Origin of the sequence: Ectothiorhodospira shaposhnikovii (genome assembly GCF_022227765.1) — a bacterium.
GTDB lineage: Bacteria > Pseudomonadota > Gammaproteobacteria > Ectothiorhodospirales > Ectothiorhodospiraceae > Ectothiorhodospira.
Genome location: NZ_JAJMLZ010000005.1, coordinates 151,915 through 174,493 on the forward strand (window position 1 = coordinate 151,915; position 22,579 = coordinate 174,493).

Consider the following 22,579-nt stretch of genomic DNA (forward strand, 5'->3'; position numbering starts at 1 on the left):
ATCCGGAGATCTGCACCTTCTATGAACGCCAAGGCATCACAAGACAAACTTTGGGGCGGCCGTTTCTCGGAGCCCACCGACAGCTTCGTGGAGGCGTTCACGGCCTCGGTGGAGTTCGATCGCCGCCTCTACCGGCATGACATCCAGGGATCCTGCGCCCATGCCCGCATGCTGGCCAGGGTCGGGGTGCTGACGGAGGATGAATGCGGGCGCATCGTCGCCGGCCTGGAGGACATCCTGGCTCAGGTGGAGCGTGGGGAGTTCGAATGGTCCGTGAGCCTGGAGGACGTCCACATGAATGTGGAGGCCCGGCTCATCGAGCGTATCGGTGACGTGGGCAAGAAGCTGCACACGGGCCGTTCCCGCAATGACCAGGTGGCCACGGACATCCGCCTCTACCTGCGCGAGGCCATTGATCATCTGCTGACGGAAATCCGGCGTCTGCAGCGTGGGTTGCTGGATCTGGCGGAGCGCGAGGCCGAGACGGTCATGCCCGGCTTCACCCATTTGCAGACCGCCCAGCCGGTGACCTTCGGCCATCACATGATGGCCTGGTTCGAGATGCTGGAGCGGGATCATGACCGCCTGGTGGATTGCCGCCGCCGGGTCAATGTCCTGCCCCTGGGTTCCGCCGCCCTGGCCGGCACCCCCTACCCCCTGGATCGCCACTACACCGCCGAACTGCTGGGTTTCGACCGGGTGACGGACAACTCCCTGGATGCGGTCAGCGATCGGGATTTCGCCATCGAGTTCTGTGCCGCCGGCGCCCTGATCATGACCCACCTGTCCCGCTTCTCCGAGGAGCTGATCCTCTGGGCCAGCGCCCAGTTCGGCTTCGTCGATCTGCCGGACCGGTTCTGCACCGGCTCTTCCATCATGCCGCAGAAGAAGAATCCCGACGTACCTGAATTGGTGCGGGGCAAGAGCGGCAGGGTGAACGGCAACCTCATCGCCCTGCTGACCCTGATGAAGGCCCAGCCGCTGGCCTACAACAAGGACAATCAGGAGGACAAGGAACCCCTGTTCGACACCATCGACACCCTGGCCGGCAGCCTGCGGGCCTTTGCCGACATGGTGCCTCATATCCAGGTGCGGGCCGATGTCATGCGCGCCGCCACTCGCCGCGGGTTTGCCACCGCCACCGATCTTGCCGATTATCTGGTCCGCAAGGGCATGCCGTTCCGTGACGCCCATGAGGTGGTGGGCCGGGCCGTGCGCCTGGGTGTTGAGACCGGCCGCGATCTGGCCGACATGTCCGTGGATGAGCTCAAGGGCTTTTCCGATATCATCGAGGCCGATGTGCACGATGTGCTGACTCTGGAGGGTTCCCTGGCGGCCCGGGATCTGCATGGTGGTACCGCCCCCCGTCAGGTCCGGCTGCGTATCGCCGCGGCCCGGGAGCGTCTGACCGAGGCCTGATCTCCCCGGCGATATTCCCTGTCCGGTTTTCGTCATGCCCCCGTCAAGGGGGCATGACGCGCTTGCGTCATGACGCTATCGGTTGCCTGTGCTATTTTGAGCTTATAGCCATAGGTTAAAAAGGTATTGAAGCAGGCCGTCCGTGCCGGTTTCAAGAAGGATAATTAGGAGGATGAGATGGCGCCCCAATCCGTACTGGTGGTGGACGATGAACCCAATATCGTCCTCTCATTGGAATTCCTGATGAAGGAAGCCGGTTTCGACGTGCGCGTCGCCCGTGACGGCGAAAGCGCGCTGGAAGCCGTGCGCCAGGCCCCCCCCCATGTGATCCTGCTGGACGTCATGCTGCCCAAGCGGGACGGTTATGATGTCTGCCAGACCATCCGCGCCAATCCGGCGTGGAAGGATGTCCGTATCCTGATGCTCACCGCCAAGGGGCGGCAGATCGAGAAGGAAAAGGGCCTGGCCATGGGGGCGGACGACTACATCACCAAGCCCTTTTCCACCCGTGAGGTGGTGGAGCGGGTGCGTGCCTACATGCCGGACGCCGAAAGCTAGGCCGCCTTTCCGTGGACAAGCGCACACTGGTTGCTTTGCTCCTCTGGTCCCAGGTCTTCTTTGCCTACCTGGGCATGGTGGTGGTGGCCAATTTCGATGCCCTGAGTCGGGGTGAGTTGCCGACCCAACTGTTCGGTGTGCCGCTGCTGGCGGCGCTGGCCTTTGCCTTCCCTGTCTACCTGACCTGGTTTGCCCTGCGACGTCTGGTGTTCCGTCCGGCGCGGGTGCTGAGCCGGGATGTCCGCGCCCTGCTGGAATCCCGTTCCGCCGATGCCGAGATCAGCCTGCCTGCCCGTCATGCCATGGGCAGCCTGCCGGACAGCGTGGGCGCCATGGCGGTGGCCCTGCGTGCCTCCCGCCGCGAGATCCGCAGCGCCATGGCCTCCGCCACGGCACAGATCAATGAGCAGAAGACCTGGCTGGAGGTCATTCTTCAGGGCCTCACGGAAGGGGTACTGGTGTGCAACCGCAATCACCAGATGCTGCTCTACAACCAGTCCGCCGTCACCATTCTCAACGAACCTGAGCGAGTCGGCCTGGGACGGCCCCTGTTCGATGTGATTTCGAAGGCACCGGTGATGCATACCCTGGACCGCCTGGAATGGCGTCGCTGCACCCGGGGCGAGTCCCAGGCGGAGCTGTCCGAATCCTTCGTCTGCACCAATGCCGAGTCCACCCGCATCCTGCAGGGGCGCATGGCCCTGATCCTGGATCCGCGGGGGGAGACCAGCGCCTATCTGATCACCCTGGTGGACATCTCCGCCGACGTGGAGACCCTGACCCACGTGGATGCCATCCGCCGTGCCCTGACCATGGAGCTGCGTGGTGCCGTGGGCAACCTGCGGGCGGCGGCCGAGACCGTCGATGCCCATCCGGAGATGGCCACCGAGGTCCGGCGCCGGTTCGAGCATGTGATGCGCACCGAAAGCGAGCAACTCAGCCGGCGCCTGGAAGAGCTGGCCGCCATCTTCCGGGGCCATGCCCTGGGCCGCTGGCCCATGTCCGACATCTTCAGTTCCGACCTGATCAGCTGCGTGGCCCGACGTCTGGAGGATCTGCCGAATCTGCGCCTGGTGCCCGTGGGCCAGCCCCTGTGGGTGCAGGGTGACAGTCTTTCCCTGGTGCGGGTGCTGGAGTGCCTGCTGCGGGAATTGCACGCCTTTTCCGGTGCCGATACCTTCCATGTGGAAACCCTGCTCGGGGATCGACGCATCTATCTGGATCTTTCCTGGAAAGGACAGGTGGTGCCGGCCAAGCAGCTGGACCAGTGGCTGGACATCTCCTGCGGCGAGGAGCTGGGCCACCGTACCGTGCGCGACGTACTGGACCGTCACGGCATCGAATTGTGGAGCCAGCAGGCGGGGCTGCCCGGCGAGGCCCTGCTGCGACTGCCCCTGATCGTGCCCAAGCGGCCTCAGTTCCTGCCCGAGGGCGAGCGCCTGCCGCCACGGCCCGAATTCTACGATTTCGGCATCATGCGCGAGCACGAAGGCACCCCGGAGCTGGCCGATGTCCTGCTGGAGGATCTGACCTTCGTGGTCTTCGACTGCGAGATGACCGGTCTGGACCCGGTGGGAGGCGATGAGATCATTTCCATCGCCGGCGTGCGCGTGGTCAAGGGTCGGGTGCTCACCGGCGAGACCTTCGAGCGCCTGATCAACCCAGGCTTTTCCATTCCGGCCGCATCCATCCGCTTCCACGGCATCACCGATGACCAGGTGCGGGACAAGCCGCCCGTCACCGAAGTACTGCCCCTGTTCAAGGCCTTCGTGGGCGATGCGGTGATGGTGGCCCACAATGCGGCCTTCGACATGAAGTTCATCAGCATGAAGGAAACCCAGTGCGGGATCAGCTTCCCCAATCCAGTGCTGGATACCCTGCTGCTGTCGGTGATGGTGGAGGACGAGGAGGAAGATCACTCCCTGGATGCCCTGCTGGAGCGCTACGGCATCCAGATCTCGGGGCGTCATACCGCCCTGGGGGATGCCGTCGCCACCGCGGAGCTGCTGGTGCGTCTGATCGAGCGTCTGCAGGCACAGGGATTCAAGACCTTCGGCGAGGTCATGCGCTCTTCCAACATGGCGGCCCAGTTGCGTCAGCGTGAACATACCCTGACCCATCAGGGCGGGAACGGGTCGGCCGTGGGGGCGTGACGCCATGAAGCCGTCGCTCCCACCGGAGGATACCCAGGGTGACCGGGGCCTGCGGATGGCCCCGCCCAGCGGCGCCCGGGAGCGATACGTGGCAGCTTTCCTGCTGGGGCTGGCCCTGTTCTTTCCCCCCTTGCTGGCGGTGTTCGATGTGCCCGCCACCTTGCTGGGTATCCCGTTACTGTTCCTGTATCTCTACCTGGCCTGGCTGACCGTGATCCTGGTGGTGTTGCTGATCGTGGTCCGCAACCCCGGCGGGGACGGGCCGGATGACCCGGTCACGGGACGGGAGGAGGAGCACCGGTGAACATGGGCCTGGTCATCGGCGTCTCCCTGGGCTATCTGCTGATCCTGTTCGGCATTGCCTACTGGGGGGACCGCCGGGCGGACCAGGGCCGCAGCGTCATCAACAACCCCTATGTCTACGCCCTGTCCATCGCGGTGTACTGCACCTCATGGACCTTCTACGGCAGCGTGGGCCTGGCGGCCCAGGGGGGCATCCACTATCTGCCCATCTATCTGGGGCCCACCCTCATGGCGGCGGTCTGGTGGATCGTGCTGCGCAAGATGGTGCGTATCTCCAAGGTCAATCGCATCACGTCCATCGCGGATTTCGTGGCCTCCCGCTACGGCAAGAGCCCCCTGTTGGGTGGGCTGGTCACCGTCATCGCCCTGGTGGGGCTGATTCCCTACATCGCCTTGCAACTCAAGGCGGTTTCCGACACCTTCACCGTGATGGTCATGTATCCCGAGGTGACGGCCCAGGATCTGATGCACAGTGTGCCGTTCTACATGGATACCGCCTTCTATGTGGCGCTGATCCTGGCCCTGTTCGCCATCCTCTTCGGTACCCGTCACATCGATACCGCCGAACATCACCAGGGCATGGTGGCGGCCATCGCGTTCGAGTCCATCGTCAAGCTGGTGGCCTTCCTGGCCGCCGGCCTCATGATCACCTTCGTGATCTTCGGGGGGCCGGCGGACCTGTTCGACCAGGCGGCCCGGCACCCGGATCTGGCCGAGCTGTTCCGGGTCGGGGAACTGGCGGACTACGGTAATTGGGTGGCCCTGATCCTCCTGTCCATGGTAGTGATCCTGGTCCTGCCGCGGCAGTTCCAGGTGGCGGTGGTGGAGAACGTGGACGAGCGTCACGTGAGCAAGGCCGCCTGGCTGTTCCCCCTGTATCTGTTCCTGATCAACCTGTTCGTGCTGCCCATCGCCTTTGCCGGGGTGCTGATGTTCGGCCATGGGGAGATCCACCCGGACAGTTTCGTTCTGGCCCTGCCCCTGTCCCAGGACCTGCAGTGGCTGGCGCTGATGGTCTTTCTGGGCGGGCTGTCCGCCGCCACGGCCATGATCATCGTCGAAACCGTGGCCTTGGCCACCATGCTCTGCAACGATCTGGTGATGCCGGTATTGCTGCGCATCCGCTGGCTGCGGTTGCAGCAGCGCAAGGACCTCACCCGCCTGCTGCTGCACCTGCGGCGCTGGGGCATCCTGCTGGGCTACGGCTATGTCAGGATCACCGGAGACATGGTGGCCCTGGTGGGGATGGGGCTGGTGTCCTTCTGCGCCGTGGCCCAGTTCGCACCGGCCCTCATCGGCGGAATCTTCTGGAAGGGTGCCACCCAGAAGGGGGCGTTGGCAGGTCTGGCGGCGGGATTTGCCGTCTGGCTCTATACCCTGTTGCTGCCGGCCTTTGCCCAGTCGGGCTGGCTGTCCATGGGTTTTGTCGAACAGGGGCTGATGGGGATCGCCCTGTTCAAGCCCTATGCCCTGTTCGGGCTGGAGGGGCTGGACCCGATCACCCATTCCCTGATCTGGTCCATGCTGGTGAACGTGGGGGCTTATGTGACCGTCTCCCTGCTCACCCGTCAGAGCACCATGGAACGTATCCAGGCCAACCTGTTCGTGGATGTGTTCCGGCTCTCCGCCGATCGCTACGGCAGCTCCCGATTCTGGCGCGGTACCGCCACCGTGCGCGATCTGCTGGACCTGCTCAAGCGGTTCGTCGGGGAGGAGCGGGCAGTACGGGCTTTTCATCAGTATGCCCGTGCCCGTGGACTGGACTTTCGCCGCATGCGCGAGGCGGACGGCGAGCTGATCCTCATGTGCGAGCGCCTGTTGGCCGGTTCCATCGGCACCGCCTCGGCCCGGGTCATGGTTTCCAATGTGGCCAAGGGGGACGTGGTCAGCCTGGAGGAAGTGATGGAAATCCTCGACGAGGCCAGCCAGGTGATCACCTACAGCCAGCAACTGGAGGCCAAGTCCCGGGAGCTGGAGGCGGCCACCGCCGAACTGCGGGCCGCCAATGCCCAGTTGCAGCAGCTGGACCGCATGAAGGATGACTTCATCTCCACCGTCACCCACGAACTGCGTACCCCGCTGACCTCCATCCGCTCCTTCACCGAGATCCTGCATGATCATCCGGATCTGGAGACGGCAAAGCGCCAGGAGTTTCTGGGCATCATCATCAGCGAAAGCGAGCGTCTGACCCGGCTGATCAACCAGGTGCTGGACCTGGCCAAGCTGGAGTCCGGAGCCATGCGCTGGTACATCCGCCGGCTGGATCTGGTGGAGATCCTGACCGAAGCCGCCACCACCACGGGCCAGCTGTTCCGGGACAAGGGGGTGGACCTGGCCCTGGAACTGCCGGAACAGCCGGTCTGGCTGCCCACGGATCGGGACCGGCTGATGCAGGTGGTCATCAACCTGCTCTCCAATGCGGTGAAATTCACGCCACCGCAAACCGGACGGGTGGTGCTGCGCCTGCGCCCGGCCCGGGACGGGGGGGTGCGGGTGGAGGTGGAGGACAATGGCCCGGGGATCCCGGCGGAGGCCCTGCCCACCCTGTTCGAGAAGTTCCGTCAGGTGGGCGATGCCCTCACCGACAAGCCGGAGGGCACCGGCCTGGGTCTGGCCATCTGCAAGAACATCGTGCAGCGACTGGGGGGGCGGATCTGGGTGGAGACCGAGCCCGATCAGGGCAGCCGTTTCATTTTTACCCTGCCGGTGCCCCGGTCCCCCGAGGCGAACGATGACTGAGGCGGCTTATGCCAGCAGCGTGCCGAACCAGCCGCTCAGATCCCGGATCTCGTCGGCGCAGACACTGTGGGGCATGGGGTATTCATGCCATTGCACCACGGCTCCGAGGCTGCCGAGCAGTTTGGAGGTATGGCGACCGAAATCCACCGGGATCACCGGGTCAAGGCTGCCATGGCCCATGAACACGGGCATCCCCCGGGCGCGCCGGGACAGACCCACCCCGGCCTGATCCGCATCGGGCATGTAGGTGGACAGGGCAAAGATGCCGTCCACCGCCGGGCCTTCCGACAGTCCCGCCAGCAGGGCCACGGCGCCGCCCTGGGAAAAGCCACCCAGCAGTACCCGGTCGTGGTCCTTGCGGGCCGACTCCACCATGGCCTGGATCAGGGAGACCGCTTCGGCCACCTGGGCATGATCCTCGCCCCGGCCCGGATCCAGGCTGAGAAAGTCATACCAGGCCCGCATGGGCATGTGATTGTTGATGGTCACCCGCCGCACCGGGGCATGGGGGAAGAGGAAGCGCACCGGCGCATCCGGCGGCAGGGCAAGCTCCGGCACGATGGGTTCGAAGTCGTGGCCGTCGGCCCCCAGGCCATGCAGCCAGATGACGCAGGAACGGGGCGAGGCACCGGTATCGATGACGACGGTATCAAGGGATGTGTTTTTCATGACCCATAGCATAGCCACTTTGTCTTGCCCGCACTACGGGCCCGGCAGGTGCCCGCGGGGCCGTGCCCGGCGGGGATGAATCCGCTATCCTGTGTGCGGTTAATTCATCCAGCCTCCGATCACAGCGTGGAGCGATCTCAATGTCCCAGTTCAAAGGTTACTATCCCCTGGTTCGTCCCCGTCGCATGCGGCGCGACGACTTCTCCCGCCGCCTCATGCGCGAGAACCGGCTGACCCCGGATGACTTCATCTATCCGGTCTTCGTGCTCGAAGGCAAGGGTGAGCGGGAGGCGGTACCCTCCATGCCCGGGGTGGAGCGTCTGTCCATCGACCTGCTGGTGGAGGAGGCCCGTGTCTGTGCCCGGATGGGCATTCCCGCCATGGCCCTGTTCCCCGTGGTCCCCATGGAGAAGAAGAGCGAGGACGCGGCCGAGGCCTACAATCCCAATGGCCTGGCCCAGAATGCCGTGCGCGCCATCAAGGATGCCGTGCCGGAAATGGGCGTGATCACCGACGTGGCCCTGGATCCCTTCACCACCCACGGCCAGGATGGACTCATCGACGAAACCGGCTACGTGCTCAATGACGAAACCGTGGACGTGCTGACCCAGCAGGCCCTGTCCCATGCCGAGGCCGGCGCCGACGTGGTGGCCCCTTCCGACATGATGGACGGCCGAATCGGCGCCATCCGCGAAGTGCTGGAGGAAGGCGGTCACATTCATACCCGCATCCTGGCCTATTCCGCCAAGTACGCCTCCAGCTTCTACGGTCCCTTCCGTGATGCCGTGGGCTCGGCCGCCAACCTGGGTGCCGGCAACAAGTACACCTACCAGATGGACCCCCACAACTCCGACGAGGCCCTGCATGAAGTGGCCATGGATCTGGAGGAAGGGGCCGACATGGTGATGATCAAGCCCGGCATGCCCTATCTGGACATCGTGCGCCGGGTGAAGGAAACCTTTGGCGTGCCCACCTTCGCCTATCACGTGAGCGGTGAATACGCCATGCTCAAGGCGGCGGGTCAGAACGGCTGGATCAACGAGAAGGCCTGCGTACTGGAGGCCCTGGTCTGCATGAAGCGGGCCGGCGCCGACGGCATCCTCACCTACTACGCCCGCCAGGCGGTGGAGTGGATGGACTGATCGTTCCGGAGAGAGCCCCTGTCATGGATCATTATGCCGTCATCGGCAACCCCATCGGGCACAGCAAGTCGCCCCAGATCCACAGCCTGTTCGCCCGGCAGACGGGCCAGGATCTCGTCTACGAGGCCATCCTGGCGCCGCCGGACGATTTTGCCGGCACCGTGCGACGTCTGGTGGCCCAGGGCTACCGGGGCTTCAGCATCACCGTGCCGTTCAAGCACGAGGCCTTCGACCTGGCGGACCGGCTCAGTGAGCGTGCCCGCCGGGCCGGGGCCGTCAACACGCTGAAGGTGGAGCCGGAGGGACTGTACGGCGACAACACCGACGGCGTGGGCTTGGTGAATGCCCTGAGGGCCGTCCCCGGCGCGACCCTGGCGGGCGCCAGGATCCTGCTGCTGGGGGCCGGCGGCGCCGTGCGCGGCGTGCTGGCCCCGCTGCTGGCGGAGCATCCCGAGAGCCTGCACATCGCCAACCGCACCGCGGAAAAGGCGGCGGCCCTGGCGCGGGATTTCGCCGACCTGGGTCCGGTGTCCGGTGGTGGCCTGGAGGGGCTGGCGGGACGTCATTTCGATCTGGTGATCAACGGCACGGCAGCGGGCCTGAACGATCAGGTGCCCGATCTGCCCGACGGCCTGCTCACCCCCGGGGGCGGTTGCTGCGACATGATGTATGGCGACACCCCCACCGCCTTCCTGCGTTGGGGACAGTCCCAGGGGGCCGGCTGGACCCGGGATGGCCTGGGCATGCTGGTGGAACAGGCGGCGGAGGCCTTCGCCCTGTGGCGTGACTGCCGCCCCGATACCGGGCCGGTGATGACGGCCCTGCGCCCGGATTCATGAACCGTTCATCCATCGGCTGCTAAAACCGGTTCATGGACCGATGGATGTCCCGCATCTGCGCAAGCGACACAGTGACAGTCATTCAAAAAGAGGCTCGACATGCATAAAACATTGCTGATCCTGACCCTGGCCGCCGCCATGGCGCTGGCGGGCTGCACCACCCTGGATCCCTATACCGGCGAACAGAAGGTCAGTTCCGCCACCAAGGGGGCCGCCATCGGCGCCGCCGCGGGTGCCCTGATCGGCAACGTCACCACCCGACGCGACCGCACCAAGCGCGCCATGGTCGGCGCCGGAATCGGCGCCCTGGCCGGGGCCGCCGTGGGTAATTACATGGACCGTCAGGAACTGGAACTGCGTCAGCGTCTGGAAGGGAGCGGGGTGAGCGTCACCCGGGTGGGGGACAACCTGGTCCTCAACATGCCGGGCAACATCACCTTCGACGTCAATCGTGCGGAAGTGAAGCCGGATTTCTATGAGGTGCTCAACTCCGTGGCCCTGGTGGCCAAAAAGTATGATCAGACCGCCATCGAGGTGGCCGGCCATACGGACAGTACCGGCAGCGTGGAGTACAACATGGATCTGTCCCAGCGTCGGGCCGACAGCGTGGCCCGTTATCTGGCGGGCCAGGGCGTTTCCCGGGTCCGGCTGGACACCATCGGCTTCGGTCCCCATCGCCCGGTGGCGGACAACAGCACCACCCATGGTCGTTCCCTGAACCGTCGCGTGGAACTGACCCTGATCCCCCTGACCCTGTAACCGCGCGTGCCTTCCGGATCTTTCCGGCAGGTTGAATCCAGCGCGTCCCTCCCTTCTCCCCCAGGGGGAGAAGGGCATAAGGGGCGCCGGTGAGGCTACCCGCCCCCGGCGTGCCGGTTCTTCACCCGCACGTAATGTTCCGCCGAATAGCGCAGGTGGGCCTTTTCCTCCTCAGTGAGCGGTCGCACCCGCCGGGCCGGGCTACCCCGCCACAGATGACCGCTTTCCAGCAGTTTTCCCGGGGGCACCACGCTGCCGGCCGCCAGCAGCACGTCCGACTCGATCACCGCGCCGTCCATGACGATGCTCCCCATGCCTACCATGACCCGGTCATGGATGGTGCAGGCGTGCAGGATCACCTTGTGTCCCACCGTCACCGCGTCACCCACCACTAGGTCCCGGCCGCCGGGGGTATAGGGACCGTCATGGGTCATATGCAGCACGCTGCCGTCCTGGATGTTGGTGCAGGCCCCGATGCGGATACGGTTCACATCCCCCCGCAGCACGCACAGGGGCCAGATGGAGCTGTCCTCGCCCAGGGTCACATCCCCGATCACCACCGCCGTCTCATCCACCCAGGCACCGGCGGCGATCCGGGGCCGATGATTTTCAAAGGCCCGGATCATGGTCGTCAGGCCGCGTGGACACTGCTGTGGGCGTGCTTTTCCTCCACCACCCGAGAGGTCAGTCCCAGGCGCCGGAACAGGGCCTCGTCGTGGCTTTCAGAGGCATTGGGGGTGGTGAGCAGCTTGTCGCCGTGGAAGATGGAGTTGGCGCCGGCAAAGAAGCACAGGGCCTGCATCTCGTCGCTCATCTCGCTGCGGCCCGCGGACAGGCGCACATGGGAATGGGGCATGATGATCCGGGCCACGGCCACGGTACGCACGAACTCGAAGGGGTCGAGGGGTTCCACACCATGCAGCGGCGTGCCTTCCACCTGTACCAGGTTGTTGATGGGCACCGACTCCGGATGCCGGGGCAGGTTGGCCAGTTGCTGCAGCAGGCTGGCCCGGTCGCGGCGGGATTCGCCCATGCCCAGAATGCCACCGGAGCAGACATTGATGCCGGCCTCGCGCACATGGGCCAGGGTGTCCAGGCGGTCCTGATAGGTCCGGGTTGTGATCACCTCGCCGTAGTACTCCGGGGAGGTGTCCAGGTTGTGATTGTAGTAGTCCAGGCCCGATTCCTTCAGGCGCCGGGCCTGCATCTCGGTGAGCATGCCCAGGGTCATGCAGGTTTCCAGCTCCAGCGCCCGCACGCCCTTGACCATCTCGATGATCTGTTCCAGGTTGCGGTCGTTGAGATTGCGCCAGGCGGCGCCCATGCAGAACCGCGTGGCGCCTTCATCCTTGGCCTTGCGCGCCTCGGCCAGTACCTCGGCCACGGGCATGAGTTGCTCCTTTTCCACCGCGGTGTCGTGGTGGGCGCTCTGGGAGCAGTAGCCGCAGTTCTCGGAACAGGAGCCGGTCTTGATGGACAGCAGGCGGCTCACCTGGATCTGGTTGGGATTGAAGCGGGCACGATGAACGGTGTGGGCCTCGAACAGGAGGTCATTGAAAGGGCGTTCCAGGAGGGCGAGGATCTCGTCCACCTCCCAGTCGTGGCGTGTATCAGCCATGGTCAGGTTCCTCGGGGATTGCAACGTCGTGCCATTGTTCGCGGTTGATCCGGATGATGTCCCGGATCGACCAGGGGATGAGTATCGCGGCGGCCACCAGCCAGTAGAGCCGGTAATAGAGTATCTCCGGCGGGAAGAAGGTGCCGATGACGATGAGTGAGCCCATCAGGGCGTAATAGCGATAGGCCGCCTGCTGGGTGTAGTGTCCCACCCGGGGTTCCGGATGATGACGGTTGAGGGCGTAGACCAGCATGGAGCCGCCGAACCACAGTACCAGGGGGACGATGCCCATGATGGCAGCGATGATGGTGGCCATGCCCACGTCGCCGGTGACCAGGAACAGGGGCACGCCGGCGACGGTCACGGCAATGATGTTGCCGTAATTGAACAGCTTGGCCGATCCGGCGCAGGCGCGGGCTGAGACGATGCGGGGGGCGGCGGTATGGGGCATGGGAAGGGTCCGTGCCTGAAGGGGCTTTTGCGCTGTGTCCGGCGGGTATCGTGCATACCCTGATCTGGTAGGATATCGGGCCAATATACCGTATCAATCCACAAGGTGACAGGGATCGTGACCATGATTGCATCCTGGCTCGGGGGGCTGCGCGGCGCCCTGCTGGAAACCGCCTATCCGTCCACCTGCCTGCTGTGCGCGGCCCCGGGCCATGCCGGGCTGGACCTGTGTGCCGCCTGTCGGGCGGAATTGCCGGTGTCCGATCATGCCTGCACCCGCTGTGGCCTTCCCCTGGAGTACCCTGCCCCCTTCTGCGGGCACTGTCTGCGCCGACCTCCCCCCTTTGATGCCGCCTGGTCCGCCCTGCTCTATGCCCCGCCGGTGGACGACCTGATCGCTGATTTCAAGTTTCGCGCCCGCCTGCCCCAGGGGCGTCTGTTGGCGCGGTTGATGGCCGATGCCCTGGCATCCCGGGTGCCCCCGCCCGACTGCGTGATCCCGGTCCCGCTGCACCCATGCCGGCTGAGGGAGCGGGGCTTCAATCAGGCCCTGGAGCTGGTCCGGCCCCTGGCACGGACACTGGCGTGTCCCATCACCCATGGGGCGGTGACGCGGATACGGGCCACGCCGCCCCAGCAGAGTCTGGCGGCCACCGCGCGGCATGGCAATCTGCGGGGTGCCTTCCGGGTGGCGCCGGGTTTGGAGGCCGGGCATGTGGCCCTGGTGGACGATGTGATGACCACCGGTTCCACCTTGCGGGAGATCGCCGCCGCCCTCAAGGCCCACGGCGTCGGCCGGGTGGATGTGTGGGTGCTGGCGCGGGCGGCCTGATCAGCCGGCGCTGAAGAGATAGGAGGCAATGATCCCCGCGAAGACGGCCAGGCCGAACCAGTTGTTGTTCAAGAAGGCCTGGAAGCAGCCCTTGGGATTCCGGTCATGGATCAGGTACTGCTGATAGAGGGCCAGCAGGGCCGCGATCCCGAGTCCCAGGTAGAAGAACCCGCCCAGGCCGGCCTGCATGCCCACCAGTGCCAGGGCCACCAGGGTTAGGCCCTGCAGGATGCCGATGATCAGACGGTCGGCCTCACCGAACAGGATGGCGCTGGATTTGACCCCGATCTTCAGGTCATCCGGTCGGTCCACCATGGCATACATGGTGTCGTAGGCCGTGGTCCATAGGATGGTGGCCACGAACAGCAGCCAGGCCAGCGGCGGCGGGAACTCCCCGGTCTGGGCGGCAAAGGCCATGGGCACGGCCCAGCCGAAGGCAGCGCCCAGGTGCACCTGGGGAAGATGATGGAATCGCTTCATGAAGGGGTAGCTGACCGCCAGTACCAGGGCCACCACGGACAGGGCGATGGTCAGGGGGTTCATCAGCAGCACCAGGGCAAAGGCCGTCAGGGCGAGGGCCACGGTCACGCCCACCGCCTCCCGGGCGCTGATGCGCCGGTTGGCCAGGGGGCGGTCCCGGGTCCGGCTGACATGGCCATCGATGTCCCGGTCGGCAAAGTCATTGATGGCGCAGCCGGCGGACCGCATCAGGGCCACGCCGGCCACGAACACGAACAGGACCAGCAGGTCGGGCATGCCCTCGGCCGCGATCCACAGCGCCCAGAGGGTCGGCCAGAGGAGCAGGAGGATGCCGATGGGCCGGTGCAGCCGGGTCAGCAGGGCGTACTGGACGAGCCTGTCACGCAGACTCAGCGGGGCGGTGTCTGGGGTCACGGGTTTCAAAGCGGGCTTGGTCCGGTATCTGCCAGGGGCTAAAGTGTAGCAAAGCAGAACGGAGCAGGAGAGCACGCATGCAAGATCATTACGACCTCATCGCCATCGGTGCCGGCAGTGGCGGCCTGTCCGTGGTGGAACGGGCGGCCCGTCACGGTGCCCGCTGCGCCGTGGTGGAGAAAGGTCCCCTGGGGGGCACCTGTGTCAACGTGGGCTGCGTGCCGAAGAAGGTGATGTGGTATGCCGCCGAGACCGCCCATCGGCTGGAGGATGCCCCCGGTTACGGCTTCAGACTGGCCCGGGAGGGGTTTGACTGGACCGCGCTGGTGACCAAAAGGGATGCCTACATCGCCGATATCAACGCCTGGTATCGGACCTATCTGGGGGATTCCGGTGTCGACCTGATCCAGGGCACCGCCCGATTCGTGGCCGAGCGCACCCTGGAAGTGGACGGGCGGCGGGTGACGGCGGATCACGTGGTGATCGCGGTGGGGGGGCGGCCCACGGTACCGGATCTGCCCGGCGCGGAGCTGGGTATCACCTCGGACGGCTTTTTTGCCCTCCAGGCTCAGCCCCGGCGGGTCGCCGTGGTGGGCGCGGGCTATATCGCCGTCGAACTGGCGGGGATGTTGCAGGCCCTGGGATCGGAAGTCTCCATGTACCTGCGTGGCGAGACCCTGTTGCGTTCCTTCGATGCCATGCTGCGGGATACGCTGATGGAGCAGATGCTGGCGGCGGGCGTGAACCTGTTCCCCCGCACCCGGGTATCCCGGCTCATCGCCCATCCGGATAGCGTGGAGCTGCGCTGTGACCAGGGGGAATGCCGGGGGGTGTTCGATCAGGTGATCTGGGCCATCGGCCGGACCCCGGTCACCGCCGGGCTGGATCTGGCGGTGGCCGGGGTGAGTCAGGATGAACAGGGCTTCATTCCCACCGATGCCTTTCAGAACACCAACGTGGCGGGGGTCTACGCCATCGGTGACGTCACCGGTCGTGCCGCCCTGACACCGGTGGCCATCGCGGCCGGCCGGCGTCTGGCGGACCGTCTGTTCGGCGGCCTGTCTGATCGGCATCTGTCCTATGAGAACATCCCCTCGGTGGTGTTCAGCCATCCTCCCATCGGCACCGTGGGCCTGACGGAGGACGAGGCCCGCGCCACCCACGGCAGTGCGGTGAAGGTGTATGCCACCCGCTTCACCTCCATGTACCACGCCATGACCGATCACAAGGTGCCCACGGCCATGAAGCTGGTGACGGTGGGAGCCCGGGAAAAGGTGGTGGGCGTGCATATCATCGGGCCGGGAGCGGACGAGATGCTGCAGGGATTTGCGGTGGCGGTGCGCATGGGCGCCACCAAGCAGGACCTGGATGATACGGTGGCCCTGCATCCCACCAGTGCGGAGGAGCTGGTCACCCTGCGGTGACCGGGAGCGCCCCCATGAAAGATCTTGCCCCCCTGCTCCAGCAACGCCGGGCCGAGCATCGTTACCGGCAGCGGCGGCTGCTGGACGGCCCCCAGCAGCCGGAGCAGATCATCGACGGTCGGCCGGTACTGGCCTTCTGCAGCAACGACTATCTGGGCCTGGCCAGCCACCCGGCGGTGATTGCCGCCTTCAAGGCCGGTGCCGACCGCTACGGCGTGGGGGCCGGGGCCGCCCATCTGGTCAATGGCCATACCCGTGCCCACCACCAGCTGGAAGAGGCGCTGGCCGCCTTCACCGGCCGTGATCGCGCCCTGCTCTTCTCCACCGGCTACATGGCCAACCTGGGGGTGGCCCAGGCCCTGCTCCATCGGGGTGACCGGGTGTTGCAGGACCGTCTCAATCACGCCTCCCTGATCGATGCCGCCCGCATCAGCGAGGCCCGGTTGCAGCGCTATCGCCACGCCGACCCGGACGACCTGGCCCGTCTGCTGGACCGGGACCCGGAGCGGGAAACCCTGGTGAGCACCGACGGCGTGTTTTCCATGGATGGCGATGTCGCTCCCCTGCCCGCCCTGGCCGACCTGTGCGCCCGGGCCGGGGCCTGGTTCATGGTGGATGATGCCCACGGCCTGGGCGTGCTGGGTGCCACCGGGGCCGGCACACTGGAACACCAGGGACTGGATCAGGCCAGGGTCCCCATCCTCATGGGCACCCTGGGCAAGGGGCTGGGCACCGCCGGGGCCTTCGTGGCCGGTGGTGAAGACCTGATCGAGACCCTGATCCAGGCCGCCCGGACCTATGTTTACACCACTGCCATGCCCGCCGCCGTGGCGACGGCCACGCTGGCTGCCCTGCAAGTGGTACGCACGGAGCCGGAGCGCCGCGAGCATCTGCGGATGCTGGTGCGACAATTCCGGGCCGGCGCAACGGAACTGGGACTGACGCTGATGGACAGCGACACCCCCATCCAGCCCTTGCTGGTGGGCGACGCGGCCGCCGCCATGGCCCTGAGCGAAGGCCTGCTGGCCCGGGGCCTGCTGGTGCCCGCCATCCGCCCACCCACGGTGCCGGCAGGCACGGCCCGTCTGCGGGTGACCCTGAGCGCGGCCCATACCCCTGCCCATGTGGACCGGTTGCTGGAAGGCCTGCGGGCGCTTTGCGTATCGCCGGCGTCAGGGATGGGCTGATCGCTCCCTTCTCCCGTCGCCCTTGGTACACTTCACCCCATCAAAACAGTCCGTCATTGCGTCCAGAACCCAGGAGAGAAGACGTCCCATGCCCAACAAAGAGATCGACCTGTTCTCCACCCTCTATGCCGGTGCCCTGCACCTGAAAAACCGCATCGTCATGGCGCCCATGACCCGGTCCCGGGCAGACGATCAGGGGGTACCCGGTGAGCATGCGGCGACCTACTACGCCCAGCGGGCCTCCGCCGGCATGATCATCAGCGAGGGCACCTATCCCTGCCCCATGGGCAAAGGCTATCTGCGCACCCCGGGCATGTTCACCGAGGAACACGTGGATGCCTGGGCGCGGGTGACGGACGCGGTCCATGCCGCCGGCGGCAGCATGGTGCTGCAGGTCATGCATGCGGGCCGCATCTCCGATCCTTCTTTCCTTCCCGGCGGTGCCACCCCCGTCTCCGCTTCCGCGGTGCGCCCGGAGGGTCAGTCCTTCACCCAGGACGGCATGAAGCCCCACGTCACCCCCCGCGCCCTGGAAGTCAGCGAGATCCAGGATGTCATCGAGGACTTTCGCGTTGCCACCTCACTGGCCTTCGAGGCCGGCTTCGATGGTGTCGAACTGCACGCCGCCTCCGGCTACCTGCCCGAGCAGTTCCTCTGCTCCGGCACCAATCAGCGTACCGACCAGTACGGCGGCAGCGTGGAAAACCGTGCCCGCTTCATTCTGGAGATCCTGGAGGCCATGACCTCCGTGCGCAGCGGTGATTACATCGGCATCAAGCTGGCGCCGGAGATGGGTTTCAACGACATCCGCGACGACAATCCCCAGGAAACCTACGGTTATCTGGTGGAACAGCTGGGCTACTACCGCCTGGCCTATCTGCACGTGGCCCTGTTCGGTACCGAAGTGGACTACCACGGCCTGTTGCGGCCCAAGTTCAAGGGTGATGCCTACCTGGCCGGCGGTGGCCTGACCCGGGAGACGGGCGAGGCGTTGGTCAGGTCGGGCAAGGCGGATGCCGCCGTTTACGGCACCCCCTTCATCGCCAACCCGGATCTGGTGGAGCGTTTCCGCCGCAACGCACCCCTGGCCGAGGCGAACCGGGACACCTTCTACACCCCCGGCCCCGAAGGCTACATCGACTACCCCACGCTCTGACGGCCCGTTGCCCGTCCGCAGGCCCGATCCGGCCCGCCGTTCCGGCCGGGTCGGGTCATGCAATCCCGAAACCAGGTCAAATGTTGCGGGTTTCATGACCAAAAACCCCATTCATGCCCTTGTAATAGGGCGGCACACCGCTCCACAATCAGGCCATCAGGCATTGACATCCAGTCGAACAGTTGTACCGGGAAGGCGGTATCACTGCGTCATTGAGTAACCTGCCGTCCGTATCCCGGAACAGATCGTCCAATCCGATGGAGGGGTATCAGCGATGGTGGAGTTTTCCCTGATTGTCTTGTTTCTGATTGCCGCGTTGCTGTTCTATCAGCAATACAACGCGCGTGTTTCCCTGCCCGCCCCTCGGCCGGACTGTTACGGCAAGTCCGAGTCCGTGCTCAAGCCTGAGGAAAAGGCCCTGTTCAAGGCCCTGGAAGACGGTTTGGGTGTCGATCACTACGTCTTCCCCAAGGTCATGGCGGCCAGTGTGCTGGAGCTGAAGCCCAATCCCGATCAGCCCCTGAAGCAGGCTTCCCGCCAGCGTATCGCCCATGAGTACTTCGATTTCGTGATCTGCCGGAAGTCCGATCAGGCGATGACCTGCGCCCTGCGCATGGAAGCCGCCGGCAAGGGTCTGACGGCGTTGCATGATTCCAATGTGTTTCTGGGCTCGGTCTGCCGCCACGTGGAGTTGCCTTACGCGGTGATTCCCACCGAATCCGAGTACCAGGCCGATCGTGTCAGGGCGCAGGTTGACGAGGCCATCGCCGCCACCAAGGCCCAGATCAAGGCCAAGGCCAAAGCCAAGGCGGAGGCCAAGGCCAGGGCGGAAGCCAAAGCCAAGGCCAAGATGGAAGCCAAGGCGAAGGCGGAAGCCAAAGCCAGGGCGGAAGCCGAGGCCAGGGCAGCGCAGAAGGCGGCGGCACAGAAGGCAGCAGCACAGAAACCCAAGCCGCCCGCTCCGGAGCCGACCCCGGCTGTCTCCGCTTCCGTCGCCGCCAAACCCGAGGTCAAGACCGCTCCCGCACCCAAGCCGGCCGCCCAGCCTGAACCGGCCGCCAAGTCCGAGCCCATGCCTGAAGTGAAATCCGCGCCCGGGAGCCAGGCCCCGGCAGCGACGCCGGCCCCTTCGCCCCAACAGCCGGCCGAGGCGGAAACCAAGGGCAAGGATGAGCCGCCGCCGCCCAGTGCGTCGGCTTCGCGCGGCACCAGCGGTGCGACGGTCGATGTGGTGAGTGCCCCTGCAAGAAAGGCGGTCCCGCCCCGCAGGTCCCGTGCCACGGCCGCCAAGACCGGTGTGGCTGCCGCCAAGGCCAAGCGCACCACCGCCACCCAGTCCGCCGCGGCAAGGGCCCGTGGCACCACCCGGCGAGGGCCGGTAACGAAGAAGGACTGAGTGAAGAAGGGGCAGGAAGGTACTGAGCAAGCATCTTCCTGTCACTCTACTTTGGACTTCCGGCCGTCACTCCCGCGCACGCGGGAATGACGAGACACAGAGCGCGGGAATGCCGTGTTCAGAATATCCCCCTGACCTGCCGGCCAGGCAAGGCCTGGTGGATGACTCTCGGGCTGTGTACTCCTGAGTGGGTAACGGTTACGCTGGTTCAATCGCACCTGCTCAGGAGTCCATGCCATGCGTCTTCCCGTGTCCCTGGTGATCTTGCTGTTGGCCGTGCTCGTGAGCCTGCCCGGCTGTCGTGATGCCCGGACGGTCGCCCCGGATGGTGACGGCACCGTTACCATTCAAGGTGAACTGACCTATCCGGAGCGCATTGCCCTGCCGCCTCAGGCCGTGGCTGTCATCGAGGTGCGTGCCTTTGACGCAACCGGCGAGCAGATCCTGATCGAGCAGCGCCTTGACCTGGAGGGCCGGCAGGTCCCCATTCCCTTCCGTCTTGAACTGCCTTCCGCCGCCTTGGGCGGGACGGCCATCCACGAACTGCGGGGCGCCGTGGAACTGGAGGGGCAGTGGTTGCGAGTGACGGAACCGCTGATGCTGTCCCTGACCGGGAACACGCTGGATACCGGACCGCTGCGTCTGATTCCGTTCACCGCGGCGCGCTTTGGCACCCATTTCACCTGCGGTCCCGAACAGGTCGTGCTGGACGCATCGCCACGCCTCATCGTGTCGGGCACCGCCCACGATCTGGTGCCGGTGCCGGCGGCATCCGGCGTTCGCCTTGAAGGCGTGGAGGACCCCGACACCTGGATTCATGAAAAGGGCGGCGAGGCCCTGATCAGTGTGGCGGGGCGGGAACTGCCGCCCTGCCGGATCACACCGCCCCCTTCCCTGCCCTTCCGCGCTTATGGTCAGGAGCCGGGCTGGCACGTGGATATCGAGCAGGATCGGATCACCCTGGTCACCGGCTATGGTGCGCAAACCCTGACCCTGCCCCTGCTGCACACGGGACAGGACGGACCCCGGACCCGTTTCCGGGCCGCCGATGCCGGGCATCGTCTGGTGGTCGCTGTCGCCCCCGATATCTGTCGCGACAGCATGAGCGGCATGCCTCACCCCTACACCGTGATCCTGCAGTGGGACGACGAGACCCTGAACGGCTGCGGAGGGGAGCCGCTGTCCCTGCTCACGGACCGGGAGTGGGTCATTGAAGACCTGGACGGTCAGGGCATCGTGGATCAATCCCGCATCACCCTGCAGTTTTTTGCCCAGGACGGCCGGGTGGCCGGTACTGCCTCCTGCAACCGTTACCACGGAGGTTTCACGCTCACCGGCGAGAATCTGACCTTCCAGCACCCCGCTTCCACCCTGATGGCCTGCCCCGAGGCACTGATGCATCAGGAGCAGACCTTCTTCCGCATCCTGGCCGCGGTCACCGGGTTTGATATCGACGCCACCGGTGCCCTGGTCCTGTCCGGGCCGGAGGGGACGATGAAGGGTCATGCCGAGCCGATGGCCTCCCCGTGAGCATGGGTGTGTTTTGAGCCTTGATCCGCGATACTGACCCGTATCCGGCATATACAACCTGGGGGATGACCATGGAAGCCTTTGGAATCTTTGCCACCACCATCGTGGTGGTCACCATCATCTTCATTGCCAAGGCGGTCAAGGCGGTGCCGCAGGGTGAAAAATGGACCGTGGAGCGGTTCGGGCGCTACACCCGCACCCTGGAATCGGGCCTCAATATCATCGTGCCGTTCATCGACAGCATCGGTCGCAAGCTGACGGTGATGGAACAGGTGCTGGACGTGCCGGCGCAGACGGTGATCACCAAGGACAATGCCGCCGTGGTGGCCGACGGCGTGGTCTTTTTCCGCATCGATGATGCCGCCTCCGCCGCCTACCAGGTGCGCAACCTGGAAGAGGCCATCGTCAATCTCACCACCACCAACCTGCGCTCGGTGATCGGCTCCATGGATCTGGACGATACCCTGTCCAATCGCAGCAAGATCAACGATGTTCTCATGGGCATCGTCGACGATGCCACCAATCCCTGGGGCGTCAAGATCGTCCGCATCGAGATCCGCGACCTGAAAATGGAGCCGGAGTTGCAGAAGGCGATGAACATGCAGATGACCGCCGAGCGCAAGCGCCGGGCCCAGGTCCTGGAGGCCACCGGCAAGCGGGAGGCGGAGATCCTGCAGGCGGAAGGCGAAAAGCAGGCCGCCATCCTGCGCGCCGAAGGGGAGCGTCAGGCGGCCTTCCTGGAGGCCGAGGCCCGCGAGCGTGAGGCCAAGGCCGAGGCCGAGGCAACCCGCGTGGTGTCCGAGGCCATCGCCTCCGGGAACATTCAGGCGGTGCAGTACTTCCTGGGCATCAAGTACGTGGAGGCCCTGCAGCAGATCGGCAAGGCCGATAATTCCAAGCTGGTCCTGATGCCCCTGGAGGCCTCGGGGATCACCGGTGCCGTGGCCGGCGTGACCGAACTGGTGCAGCAGATGGGGGCGGACAACAAGGCCCTGACCTCCGGCTCATCCGTTAAATAGGGCAGGGCAGGCGATGTTGCAGACGCTGCTGACCAATCCCTGGTTCTGGCTGATCGCGGGGATGATCCTGATGGGGCTGGAGATCCTGATCCCCGGGGTGTTCCTGCTCTGGATCGGGCTGGGCGCCCTGATCTCCGCCATGTTCGTGGCCCTGTTGCCGGATCTGGCTTTTGCCTGGCATCTCATGGGTTTTTCCGTAACCATGCTCGGTGCCTGCGGCCTGGGGTTCTGGTTGCAGCGGCGGGGCAGGGCGGCCCAGGGTGACGCCCCGGTGATGAATCGGGAAATGGATGCCCTGCTCAACCGGGAATACATCGCCGCCACGGACTTCGTGGCGGGTCGGGGCCGGGTAAGGGTGGGGGATACCACCTATGCCGCCCAGGGGCCTGATGACGTGAAGGCCGGGGACCGGGTGCTGGCCTTTTCCCGCGACGGCATCCAGCTCCGGGTCAGGCCGCTGCACTCCGATGGTGGTGTCACGACCGGCTGAAG

General features: G+C 65.5%; 21 protein-coding genes. 16 read left to right on the plus strand and 5 right to left on the minus strand.

Annotated features, from left to right (window positions below; genetic code table 11):
- The first annotated feature begins 21 nt into the window (after positions 1-21).
- The 5 genes from argH (at position 22) to LQD11_RS08515 (ending at position 7,172) form a co-directional block, all read left to right on the plus strand.
- Entirely contained in the window at positions 22-1,419 is a 1,398-nt protein-coding gene (gene argH, locus LQD11_RS08495; protein WP_238617159.1) for an argininosuccinate lyase, read from the plus strand.
- Between the two features lie 177 nt (positions 1,420-1,596).
- Positions 1,597-1,977, plus strand: a complete 381-nt coding sequence (locus LQD11_RS08500) for a response regulator transcription factor (protein WP_008932081.1) — start codon at positions 1,597-1,599, stop codon at positions 1,975-1,977.
- Positions 1,978-1,988: 11 nt separating this feature from the next.
- Positions 1,989-4,130 (plus strand): exonuclease domain-containing protein, encoded by a 2,142-nt coding sequence (locus LQD11_RS08505; RefSeq protein WP_238617160.1) that lies wholly within the window; start codon positions 1,989-1,991, stop codon positions 4,128-4,130.
- Between the two features lie 4 nt (positions 4,131-4,134).
- The gene (locus LQD11_RS08510; RefSeq protein WP_238617161.1) at positions 4,135-4,434 is read left to right on the plus strand and encodes a hypothetical protein; all 300 of its coding nucleotides are present in this window, start codon (positions 4,135-4,137) and stop codon (positions 4,432-4,434) included.
- Between the two features lie 2 nt (positions 4,435-4,436).
- Positions 4,437-7,172 (plus strand): ATP-binding protein, encoded by a 2,736-nt coding sequence (locus tag LQD11_RS08515; protein WP_238617248.1) that lies wholly within the window; start codon positions 4,437-4,439, stop codon positions 7,170-7,172.
- A gap of 6 nt (positions 7,173-7,178) precedes the next feature.
- Here the strand turns inward: LQD11_RS08515 and LQD11_RS08520 are convergent, their stop codons facing one another.
- A complete protein-coding gene (locus tag LQD11_RS08520; RefSeq protein WP_238617162.1) occupies positions 7,179-7,841 on the minus strand; it encodes an alpha/beta hydrolase in 663 nt (220 codons plus the stop codon).
- A 140-nt stretch (positions 7,842-7,981) separates the two neighbouring features.
- Here LQD11_RS08520 and hemB point away from each other — a divergent pair, with 140 nt between their 5' ends.
- The 3 genes from hemB (at position 7,982) to LQD11_RS08535 (ending at position 10,581) form a co-directional block, all read left to right on the plus strand.
- Positions 7,982-8,983 carry a porphobilinogen synthase gene (gene hemB, locus LQD11_RS08525; RefSeq protein ID WP_008932076.1) on the plus strand — a complete coding sequence of 334 codons (1,002 nt, stop codon included), beginning with the start codon at positions 7,982-7,984 and terminating at the stop codon, positions 8,981-8,983.
- A gap of 23 nt (positions 8,984-9,006) precedes the next feature.
- On the plus strand, positions 9,007-9,822 hold the full coding sequence (aroE, locus tag LQD11_RS08530) for a shikimate dehydrogenase (protein ID WP_238617163.1): 816 nt from the start codon (positions 9,007-9,009) through the stop codon (positions 9,820-9,822).
- A gap of 99 nt (positions 9,823-9,921) precedes the next feature.
- Positions 9,922-10,581, plus strand: a complete 660-nt coding sequence (locus LQD11_RS08535) for a YiaD family glycine zipper/OmpA-like lipoprotein (protein ID WP_238617164.1) — start codon at positions 9,922-9,924, stop codon at positions 10,579-10,581.
- Positions 10,582-10,676: 95 nt separating this feature from the next.
- Here the strand turns inward: LQD11_RS08535 and LQD11_RS08540 are convergent, their stop codons facing one another.
- From LQD11_RS08540 to LQD11_RS08550, 3 genes are read right to left on the minus strand one after another with little or no spacing between them, the layout of a single operon-like run.
- Positions 10,677-11,207, minus strand: a complete 531-nt coding sequence (locus LQD11_RS08540) for a gamma carbonic anhydrase family protein (RefSeq protein ID WP_238617165.1) — start codon at positions 11,205-11,207, stop codon at positions 10,677-10,679.
- A 5-nt stretch (positions 11,208-11,212) separates the two neighbouring features.
- The gene (bioB, locus tag LQD11_RS08545; protein WP_238617166.1) at positions 11,213-12,199 is read right to left on the minus strand and encodes a biotin synthase BioB; all 987 of its coding nucleotides are present in this window, start codon (positions 12,197-12,199) and stop codon (positions 11,213-11,215) included.
- Positions 12,192-12,650 carry a hypothetical protein gene (locus tag LQD11_RS08550; RefSeq protein WP_008932071.1) on the minus strand — a complete coding sequence of 153 codons (459 nt, stop codon included), beginning with the start codon at positions 12,648-12,650 and terminating at the stop codon, positions 12,192-12,194. Before LQD11_RS08550 ends, bioB begins: the two co-directional genes overlap by 8 nt.
- Positions 12,651-12,773: 123 nt before the next feature.
- Here LQD11_RS08550 and LQD11_RS08555 point away from each other — a divergent pair, with 123 nt between their 5' ends.
- The gene (locus LQD11_RS08555) at positions 12,774-13,481 is read left to right on the plus strand and encodes a ComF family protein (RefSeq protein WP_008932070.1); all 708 of its coding nucleotides are present in this window, start codon (positions 12,774-12,776) and stop codon (positions 13,479-13,481) included.
- On the opposite strand, the gene ubiA is transcribed toward LQD11_RS08555, so the two are convergent.
- Complete coding sequence (ubiA, locus tag LQD11_RS08560; protein WP_238617167.1) at positions 13,482-14,384, minus strand: 4-hydroxybenzoate octaprenyltransferase; 903 nt, start codon at positions 14,382-14,384, stop codon at positions 13,482-13,484.
- A 68-nt stretch (positions 14,385-14,452) separates the two neighbouring features.
- Here ubiA and gorA point away from each other — a divergent pair, with 68 nt between their 5' ends.
- The 7 genes from gorA (at position 14,453) to LQD11_RS08595 (ending at position 22,577) form a co-directional block, all read left to right on the plus strand.
- Positions 14,453-15,799, plus strand: a complete 1,347-nt coding sequence (gene gorA / locus LQD11_RS08565) for a glutathione-disulfide reductase (protein WP_238617168.1) — start codon at positions 14,453-14,455, stop codon at positions 15,797-15,799.
- 14 nt (positions 15,800-15,813) lie between these two features.
- Entirely contained in the window at positions 15,814-16,986 is a 1,173-nt protein-coding gene (gene bioF, locus LQD11_RS08570) for an 8-amino-7-oxononanoate synthase (RefSeq protein ID WP_238617169.1), read from the plus strand.
- A gap of 88 nt (positions 16,987-17,074) precedes the next feature.
- Complete coding sequence (locus LQD11_RS08575) at positions 17,075-18,142, plus strand: alkene reductase (RefSeq protein WP_238617170.1); 1,068 nt, start codon at positions 17,075-17,077, stop codon at positions 18,140-18,142.
- Between the two features lie 274 nt (positions 18,143-18,416).
- Positions 18,417-19,538 carry a DUF2726 domain-containing protein gene (locus LQD11_RS15585; RefSeq protein WP_276315684.1) on the plus strand — a complete coding sequence of 374 codons (1,122 nt, stop codon included), beginning with the start codon at positions 18,417-18,419 and terminating at the stop codon, positions 19,536-19,538.
- A 237-nt stretch (positions 19,539-19,775) separates the two neighbouring features.
- Positions 19,776-21,068 (plus strand): META domain-containing protein, encoded by a 1,293-nt coding sequence (locus LQD11_RS08585; protein WP_238617171.1) that lies wholly within the window; start codon positions 19,776-19,778, stop codon positions 21,066-21,068.
- 71 nt (positions 21,069-21,139) lie between these two features.
- A complete protein-coding gene (locus LQD11_RS08590) occupies positions 21,140-22,087 on the plus strand; it encodes an SPFH domain-containing protein (protein WP_040405439.1) in 948 nt (315 codons plus the stop codon).
- 13 nt (positions 22,088-22,100) lie between these two features.
- Complete coding sequence (locus LQD11_RS08595; protein WP_008932062.1) at positions 22,101-22,577, plus strand: NfeD family protein; 477 nt, start codon at positions 22,101-22,103, stop codon at positions 22,575-22,577.
- The last annotated feature ends 2 nt before the right edge of the window (positions 22,578-22,579 follow it).